Genomic DNA, 7549 nt, shown 5'->3' with positions numbered 1-7549 from the left:
TTCTGCATTCGGTCTCTCCCCCATTCTTGAGGCTCGGCACCAGCCGACCTGGTGCAACCCTCGAACGGAGAATGCCGCGGGAGAGGCCGCCAACCCAGTCAGCTCACCTCCCGATCATCGGGTCTAACTTGCCTGCGTGACGATTACGATTCGATTCCGTTTCCCGCACATTGGGATCTGCCCGGAGGCGGGGCCGAACCGGACGAGAATCCGGTCGAATGTGCCTTGCGCGAACTTCACGAAGAATTCGGGCTTCGCCTGACCACCGATCGGCTGAGCGGTCGCGTCTATCCGTCCGTGACACCGCCGGGATTCGATTCATGGCTGTTCAGCGGTCGCATCACCGAAGCCGAGATTGCCGCTATCCGCTTTGGCGACGAGGGGCAGGAATGGCAGATGATGCCGATTGCCCTGTTCGTGGCGCACCCGCGCGCCGTGCCGCATTTTCGCAGCCGTGTCGCGCAGGTGCTGGGGCTTTAGCCCGTAGTCTTAGGGCAGTTCAGCGATGATCGCCTGCGCCGCCGCGCGCGGGTCGACGGCTTTCCAGATCGGACGACCGACGACGATGTGATCCGCGCCATTGGCGATGGCGGTCGCGGGGGTCTCGATCCGCTTCTGGTCGCCCGCATCCGATCCTGCCGGACGCACGCCCGGCGTCACGATCAGGCGGCCCGCCGATTCCGGCAATGCGCGGATGAGCGCGGCCTCGCGCGGGCTGGCGATGACGCCGTCCGCTCCGGCCTCGAAGGCGCGGGCGGCGCGAAGCTGCACCAGTTCGGCCAGATCACCTTGCTGGATCAGTCCCGCATCCAGATCCGCGCGATCCAGCGAGGTCAGGATGGTTACAGCAAGTATCTTGAGGTTCGAACCTGCCGCGCCCTGCTTGGCTGCGCGCACGACATGGGGGTCACCGTGGACGGTCAGAAAATCAAGGTCGTATTGCGCGATGCCCTTGACCGCCGCCTCGACCGTGGCGCCGATATCGAAGAATTTCATATCAAGGAAAATGCGCTTGCCGTGTTCCTGCTTCAACTCGTTGGCCAGTGCCAGACCGCCTCCGGTCAACATGCCAAGGCCGATCTTGTAGAAGCTGGCCGCGTCTCCGATCTTCTCGGCCAAGTCCAGCCCGGCCAACGCGTTCGGCACATCCAGCGCCACGATCAGACGATCATCCATTTTCTACCCCGATTTCCAGAAACCATGCGACAAACGGCGGGTTTATAGGACGGAGAAGGCCGTCTTGAAACCCTGATTGTTCCTGCCCATTTCACAGGCAGGACTCATGTGGAACCGTGCCAATGCGGGCGGACCGAAATGGGGGCTGAAGAAAGGAATTTCATATGGATATGGAAAAATTCACGGAACGGTCGCGTGGTTTCCTGCAAGCCGCGCAGACGATCGCAATTCGGGAAAACAACCAGCGCGTCATGCCCGAGCATTTGCTCAAGGCGCTGATGGACGACGATCAGGGGTTCGCATCGAACCTGATCGCGCGGGCCGGAGGGGATAGCGCCGCGGTGCGTCAAGCGACGGATCTGGCGGTCGATAAGCAACCGAAGGTCAGTGGCGGACAGGGTCAGGTCTATGTCGACCCGAGCCTTGTGCGCGTGCTGGACGAGGCCGAAAAGCTGGCGAAGAAAGCCGGAGACAGCTTTGTTCCGGCGGAACGCGTGCTGACCGCGCTTGCGGTGGTGAATACCAATGCGCGCGACGCGTTGCAGGCCGGTCATGTCTCGGCCCAGGCGCTGAACTCGGCGATCAACGATATTCGCAAGGGCCGCACCGCCGATACGGCAAGCGCCGAGGACAGCTATGAGGCGCTGTCGAAATATGCCCGCAACCTGACCGAAGCCGCCGCCGACGGCAAAGTCGACCCGATCATCGGTCGGGACGAAGAAATCCGCCGCGCCATGCAGGTGCTGAGCCGGCGCACCAAGAACAACCCCGTTCTGATCGGCGAGCCGGGCGTAGGTAAAACCGCGATTGCCGAGGGCCTCGCGCTGCGCATCATCGACGGCGACGTTCCCGAATCCCTGCGCAACAAGCAGCTTTGGGCGCTGGACATGGGCGCGTTGATCGCGGGCGCAAAATATCGCGGCGAGTTCGAGGAGCGTCTGAAAGCCGTTCTCAAGGAAATCGAGAATGCTGCGGGCGAGATCATCCTGTTCATCGACGAATTGCACACCCTTGTCGGCGCGGGCAAGACCGATGGCGCGATGGATGCCGCCAACCTGATCAAGCCTGCGCTTGCGCGGGGCGAGTTGCATTGCGTTGGCGCGACGACGCTGGATGAATACCGCAAGTATATCGAGAAGGACGCGGCCCTTGCCCGTCGCTTCCAGCCGGTTCTGGTCGAAGAGCCGACGGTCGAGGACACGATCAGTATCCTGCGCGGTATCAAGGAAAAATACGAGCTGCATCACGGCGTCCGGATCTCGGACGCGGCGCTTGTGGCTGCGGCGACCCTGTCGAACCGATACATCACCGACCGCTTCCTGCCGGATAAAGCCATCGATCTGATGGACGAGGCGGCCTCGCGGTTGCGGATGGAAGTTGACAGCAAACCCGAAGAACTGGACGCGCTGGACCGTCAGATCCTGCAATTGCAGATCGAGGGCGAGGCGCTGAAGAAAGAGGATGACGCCGCCAGTCAGGACCGGCTTGAAAAGCTGGAGAAGCAGCTTTCCGAGTTGCAGGAAAAGTCCTCGACCATGACGGCGCGCTGGCAAGCGGAGCGCGACAAGCTGGAAGGTTCGCGTGTGCTGAAAGAACAGCTCGACCGTGCCCGTGCCGAACTGGATCAGGCCAAGCGCGAGGGCAATCTCGCCAAGGCGGGTGAGCTCTCCTATGGCATCATTCCGGGACTGGAAAAGAAGCTGCTGGAAGCCGAGGGCGACGACGACAGCCCGATGGTGGAAGAAGCCGTCCGCCCCGAGCAGATCGCCGAGGTCGTCGAACGCTGGACCGGCATCCCGATGAGCCGGATGCTGGAAGGCGAACGCGAGAAATTGCTGAAGATGGAAGAGGTCCTTGGCCAGCGCGTCATCGGCCAGTCCGAGGCGGTGACGGCGGTCGCCAATGCGGTGCGTCGTGCGCGGGCCGGTCTGAACGATCCGAAACGTCCCTTGGGCAGCTTCCTGTTCCTTGGCCCGACCGGCGTCGGCAAGACCGAGCTGACCAAAGCGATCGCCGAATACATGTTCGACGACGACTCGGCGATGGTCCGCATCGACATGTCCGAGTTCATGGAGAAGCACTCGGTCGCCCGCCTGATCGGCGCGCCTCCGGGGTATGTCGGTTATGACGAGGGTGGCGTTCTGACCGAGGCCGTGCGTCGTCGACCCTATCAGGTGATCCTGTTCGACGAGGTCGAAAAGGCCCATCCCGACGTCTTCAACGTGCTGCTGCAGGTGCTGGATGACGGGCAACTGACCGACGGGCAGGGCCGGACGGTCGATTTCAAGCAGACGCTGATCATCCTGACCTCGAACCTTGGGGCGCAGGCGCTGAGTGCGTTGCCGGACGGCGCGGATAGCTCGCAGGCCCGCACTCAGGTGATGGATGCCGTCCGGGCGCATTTCCGGCCCGAATTCCTGAATCGTCTGGACGAGATCATCATTTTCCATCGTCTGACGCGCGACAACATGGACGGCATCGTCAAGATCCAGTTGCTCCAGCTTGAACACCGGCTGGCGCAGCGCAAGATCGTGCTTGAGCTGGATGACGACGCGGTGATGTGGCTGGCCGACGAGGGCTATGATCCGGTTTTCGGCGCCAGACCGCTGAAACGGGTGATCCAGCGCAGTCTGCAGAACCCTCTGGCCGAGATGATCCTCGCCGGAGAGGTGCTGGATGGCCAGACAGTTCATGTCAGCGCCGGCCCCGATGGTCTGATCGTCGGCAACCGCGTGACCGGTGCTCATCTTGGCGAGGCGGGCGAAAGCGGCCCCCGCGTGCCGCTGCACTGATCCTATGCCTGAAGAAAGGGCGGCCACGGTCTGGCCGCCCTTTTCATATCGGCGGGTCTTTACCTGACGTTCACACGCGGCATGGTAAGCCTCGGAGAAACGTGCAAGATCGCGGCCAACGACTTGCTCAAGCAGAGGCGAGAGATGACCCGCATCCTGACCGTCCCCACCCAGCCCATCGAAGGGCAGAAGCCCGGAACTTCGGGGCTTCGCAAGAAGACCAAGATCTTCATGGGGCCGCATTATCTGGAAAACTTCACCCAGTCGGTCTTTGACGCCATCGGCGGCGTTCAGGGCAAGACGCTGATCCTTGGCGGCGACGGGCGGTATTTCAACGATCGCGCCGTGCAGGTGATCCTGCGGATGGCGGCGGCGAATGGTGCTGCGCGGATGATCGTCGGGCAGGGGGGACTTCTGTCGACGCCTGCCGCCTCGAACCTGATCCGCAAGCGCAAGGCGGATGGTGGCGTGATCCTATCGGCCAGCCACAATCCCGGCGGCATTGACGAAGACTTCGGCATGAAGTTCAACGGCGCGAATGGCGGGCCCGCTCCGGAATCGGTGACGGACCTGATCTTTGCGCGCACTGCCGAACTGACCGAATATCGCACCCTCGAGGCTGCGGATCTGGATCTGGGCCTGATCGGCACGACCAAGATGGGCGATATGGCCGTTGAGATCGTCGATCCGGTCGCGGATTATGCCCAACTGATGGGCGAGTTGTTCGACTTCGAGACGATCCGCAACCTGTTCATCGGCGGTTTCACCATGCGGTTCGACGCGATGCATGCCGTGACCGGCCCTTACGCCAAGGAAATTCTGGAAGGTATTCTGGGCGCGCCCAAGGGTACGGTCGTGAATGCCGTTCCATCCCCCGATTTCGGCGGCGGTCATCCCGATCCGAACCCGGTCTGGGCCAAGGATCTGATGGACACAATGTTTGGCAAGGATGCGCCCGATTTCGGAGCGGCCTCGGATGGCGACGGTGATCGCAACATGATCGTCGGGCGCGGGATCTATGTGACGCCTTCGGACAGTCTGGCGGTGCTTGCGGCGAATGCCCATCTGGCTCCGGCCTATGCCAAGGGGCTGGCGGGTATCGCGCGTTCGATGCCGACCAGTCGCGCGGCTGATCGCGTCGCGGCCAAGCTGGGCGTCGAATGCCACGAAACGCCCACGGGCTGGAAATTCTTCGGCAACCTGCTGGATGCGGGTCGCGTTACGATCTGCGGCGAGGAAAGCGCAGGAACCGGATCGGATCACGTCCGCGAAAAGGACGGGCTGTGGGCGGTGCTGCTTTGGCTGAACATTCTGGCCCGCCGCATCGAACCGGTCGAGCAGATCATGTCGGCGCATTGGGCGGAATTTGGCCGCAACTATTATTCGCGCAACGATTACGAAGCCGTCCCCAGCGAGCGCGCAAATGCGCTGATGCAGCGTCTGCGTGATATTTCGGGCGATCTGGTCGGACAGAAGTATCAGGGTCTAACCGTCGAAAGCGCCGATGACTTTGCCTATCTCGATCCGGTCGATGGTTCGGTATCCAAAAGCCAGGGCATTCGGATCAGTTTCACCGATGGCTCGCGTCTTGTCCTGCGCTTGTCGGGCACCGGAACCGAGGGCGCGACTCTGCGTGTCTATCTGGAACGCTACGAGGCCGACCCGACCCGCCACGAGATGCCGGTTGAACAGGCCCTTGCTCCGGTCATAGCGGCGGCCGAGGAAATCGCCCTGATCCGCGAGTTCACCGGCCGCAACCGTCCGGATGTAACCACCTAGCATCACGAAGAAGTTCATCGGCGGTTGAACCCGCCGCTGTCATCCTTGCGTTATCTGCAGTGAAGGGAGGCCGCCGATGAAACTTACATGGTCACAGATCACACCTGAGGCGCATTACCTCAGCCGCAGGGCTTTTATCGCCGCTGGTATGGCATCCATTGCCGCCCCTGCTATTGCACTGACCGGCAAGTCTTCTGCCTTTTCCACCGACGAGAAACCGAACAGCTTCGAAGAGATCACCAACTACAATAATTTCTACGAATTCGGCACCGGCAAGACAGACCCTGCCACGTATTCGGGATCCCTGAGGCCGCAGCCTTGGTCGGTGAAAATCGGTGGCATGGTGGACCGTCCCGGCAATTATGGCGTCGAGGATCTTGCACCTGACAGCGCGCTCGAGGAACGCATCTACCGTCTGCGCTGCGTAGAGGCGTGGTCGATGGTCATCCCGTGGCTGGGTGTCCCGCTGGCGAGCGTGCTTGAAAAGGCGGGGGTGCAACCCGGCGCGAAATACGTCTCGTTCCAGACCCTGCTCGATCCAGAACAGATGCCCGGTCAACGCGCCAGCCGCGGCATTGACTGGCCCTATCGCGAGGGGTTGCGGCTGGACGAGGCGATGCACCCGCTGACCATTCTGGCGACCGGCCTTTACGGCAAGGTGCTGCCAAACCAGAATGGCGCGCCGATCCGTCTGGTCGTGCCGTGGAAATATGGCTTCAAGTCGATCAAGTCGATTGTGGCGATCACTCTTACCGATATGCAGCCGGGCACCACATGGAAGATGCTGCAATCCAGTGAGTATGGCTTTTACGCGAATGTGAATCCGCAGGTGGACCACCCGCGCTGGAGTCAGGCGACCGAAAGGCGCATCGGCGCTGGTCTACTGGGGGGGCGGCAAGAAACTCTGATGTTCAACGGATATGCCGATCAGGTCGCCAGCATGTATGCGGGCATGGATCTGGCGAAGAATTACTGATGGTCCAAAGCCTGAACCGATTTGCCAGAAGCCTGCCCGTCTGGGCGGTATGGGTGATGGGTATGATTCCCTTGGCCCTGCTGGTGTGGGATACATTCCAAGGCAATCTCGGCGTCGAACCGGTCCGCGACATCGAACATCGGCTAGGCCGAACGGCGATATACTTTCTGATCGCGACGCTGACGGTGACGCCTTTGCTGCGGTTGACCCGGATTAATCTTATGCGCTTTCGGCAGGCATTGGGACTGATCTGCTTCACCTATGTCGTGCTGCACCTGCTGTCTTGGGTTGTGTTCGACATGGCTTTTTTCTGGGGCCAGATGATCAAGGACGTCGTGAAGCGCCCCTATCTGATCTTCGGAATGCTGGCTTCGCTGATGTTGTTGGTACTGGCGATCACGTCGAACCGCTTCTCGATCAGACGCATGGGCGCCAATTGGAGGCGGTTGCATCGACTGATCTATCCGGCAGCCCTGCTTGCTGCAGCCCATTGGCTTTGGGCTTTGAAGATCTGGGAAGCAAAGCCGCTTCTGATTCTGGCAGCGATTCTCGCACTGCTTTCTCTGCGTTTGCTGTGGTTTTTGCGAATCCGTGCGAATATAGCGGGTAGGCGCATTCGGACATGAAGATTGCTTTTACCAGTTTGTTTGATGTTGAGTGAAAACAAAACAATACAATTTCAACGACTTGTTTGATTTATTCGTATTTTTGCCATTTTTGCACTTGCGGGTTTTGGTTGTGATCCGTAAATACGCCTTCACCGAGACGGCGAGACGCTGGAACGGTTCGGATCGGGTGTCTTTGTTGAGGCGCTGATCTGGAAAAT

At 60.7% G+C, this 7549-nt stretch carries 7 protein-coding genes; 5 read left to right on the top strand and 2 right to left on the bottom strand.

Annotated features, from left to right (window positions below; all coding sequences use genetic code 11):
* Positions 1 to 51 precede the first annotated feature (51 nt).
* Positions 52 to 480: an NUDIX domain-containing protein gene (locus GL286_RS21755; protein WP_170295360.1), complete on the top strand. Its 429-nt coding sequence runs from the start codon at positions 52 to 54 to the stop codon at positions 478 to 480.
* Positions 481 to 489: 9 nt separating this feature from the next.
* Here the strand turns inward: GL286_RS21755 and pyrF are convergent, their stop codons facing one another.
* Complete coding sequence (gene pyrF / locus GL286_RS21750; protein WP_155097660.1) at positions 490 to 1176, bottom strand: orotidine-5'-phosphate decarboxylase; 687 nt, start codon at positions 1174 to 1176, stop codon at positions 490 to 492.
* A gap of 164 nt (positions 1177 to 1340) precedes the next feature.
* Here pyrF and clpB point away from each other — a divergent pair, with 164 nt between their 5' ends.
* From clpB to GL286_RS21730, 4 genes are all read left to right on the top strand, one after another.
* Positions 1341 to 3968 (top strand): ATP-dependent chaperone ClpB, encoded by a 2628-nt coding sequence (gene clpB, locus GL286_RS21745; RefSeq protein ID WP_155097659.1) that lies wholly within the window; start codon positions 1341 to 1343, stop codon positions 3966 to 3968.
* 144 nt (positions 3969 to 4112) lie between these two features.
* Positions 4113 to 5747: an alpha-D-glucose phosphate-specific phosphoglucomutase gene (locus GL286_RS21740; protein WP_155097658.1), complete on the top strand. Its 1635-nt coding sequence runs from the start codon at positions 4113 to 4115 to the stop codon at positions 5745 to 5747.
* A 76-nt stretch (positions 5748 to 5823) separates the two neighbouring features.
* Positions 5824 to 6723: a protein-methionine-sulfoxide reductase catalytic subunit MsrP gene (msrP, locus tag GL286_RS21735; RefSeq protein ID WP_155097657.1), complete on the top strand. Its 900-nt coding sequence runs from the start codon at positions 5824 to 5826 to the stop codon at positions 6721 to 6723.
* Complete coding sequence (locus GL286_RS21730; RefSeq protein WP_155097656.1) at positions 6723 to 7349, top strand: protein-methionine-sulfoxide reductase heme-binding subunit MsrQ; 627 nt, start codon at positions 6723 to 6725, stop codon at positions 7347 to 7349. The genes msrP and GL286_RS21730 overlap by 1 nt, the downstream gene beginning before the upstream one ends.
* 9 nt (positions 7350 to 7358) lie before the next feature.
* On the opposite strand, the gene GL286_RS22405 is transcribed toward GL286_RS21730, so the two are convergent.
* Positions 7359 to 7549 (bottom strand): hypothetical protein (locus GL286_RS22405; protein WP_211596482.1); only part of this gene is annotated, 191 nt, incomplete at its 5' end.

It is taken from the genome of Paracoccus aestuariivivens (assembly GCF_009711225.1).
GTDB lineage: Bacteria > Pseudomonadota > Alphaproteobacteria > Rhodobacterales > Rhodobacteraceae > Paracoccus > Paracoccus aestuariivivens.
This window is presented reverse-complemented; position numbering and strand designations above follow the sequence as displayed.

Excerpts from the sequence above, each read along its gene's own strand:
- pyrF (WP_155097660.1), bottom strand. The coding sequence starts at position 1,176 with ATGGATGATCGTCTGATCGTGGCGCTGGATGTGCCGAACGCGTTGGCC.
- clpB (WP_155097659.1), top strand. The coding sequence starts at position 1,341 with ATGGATATGGAAAAATTCACGGAACGGTCGCGTGGTTTCCTGCAAGCC.
- GL286_RS21740 (WP_155097658.1), top strand. The coding sequence starts at position 4,113 with ATGACCCGCATCCTGACCGTCCCCACCCAGCCCATCGAAGGGCAGAAG.
- msrP (WP_155097657.1), top strand. The coding sequence starts at position 5,824 with ATGAAACTTACATGGTCACAGATCACACCTGAGGCGCATTACCTCAGC.
- GL286_RS21730 (WP_155097656.1), top strand. The coding sequence starts at position 6,723 with ATGGTCCAAAGCCTGAACCGATTTGCCAGAAGCCTGCCCGTCTGGGCG.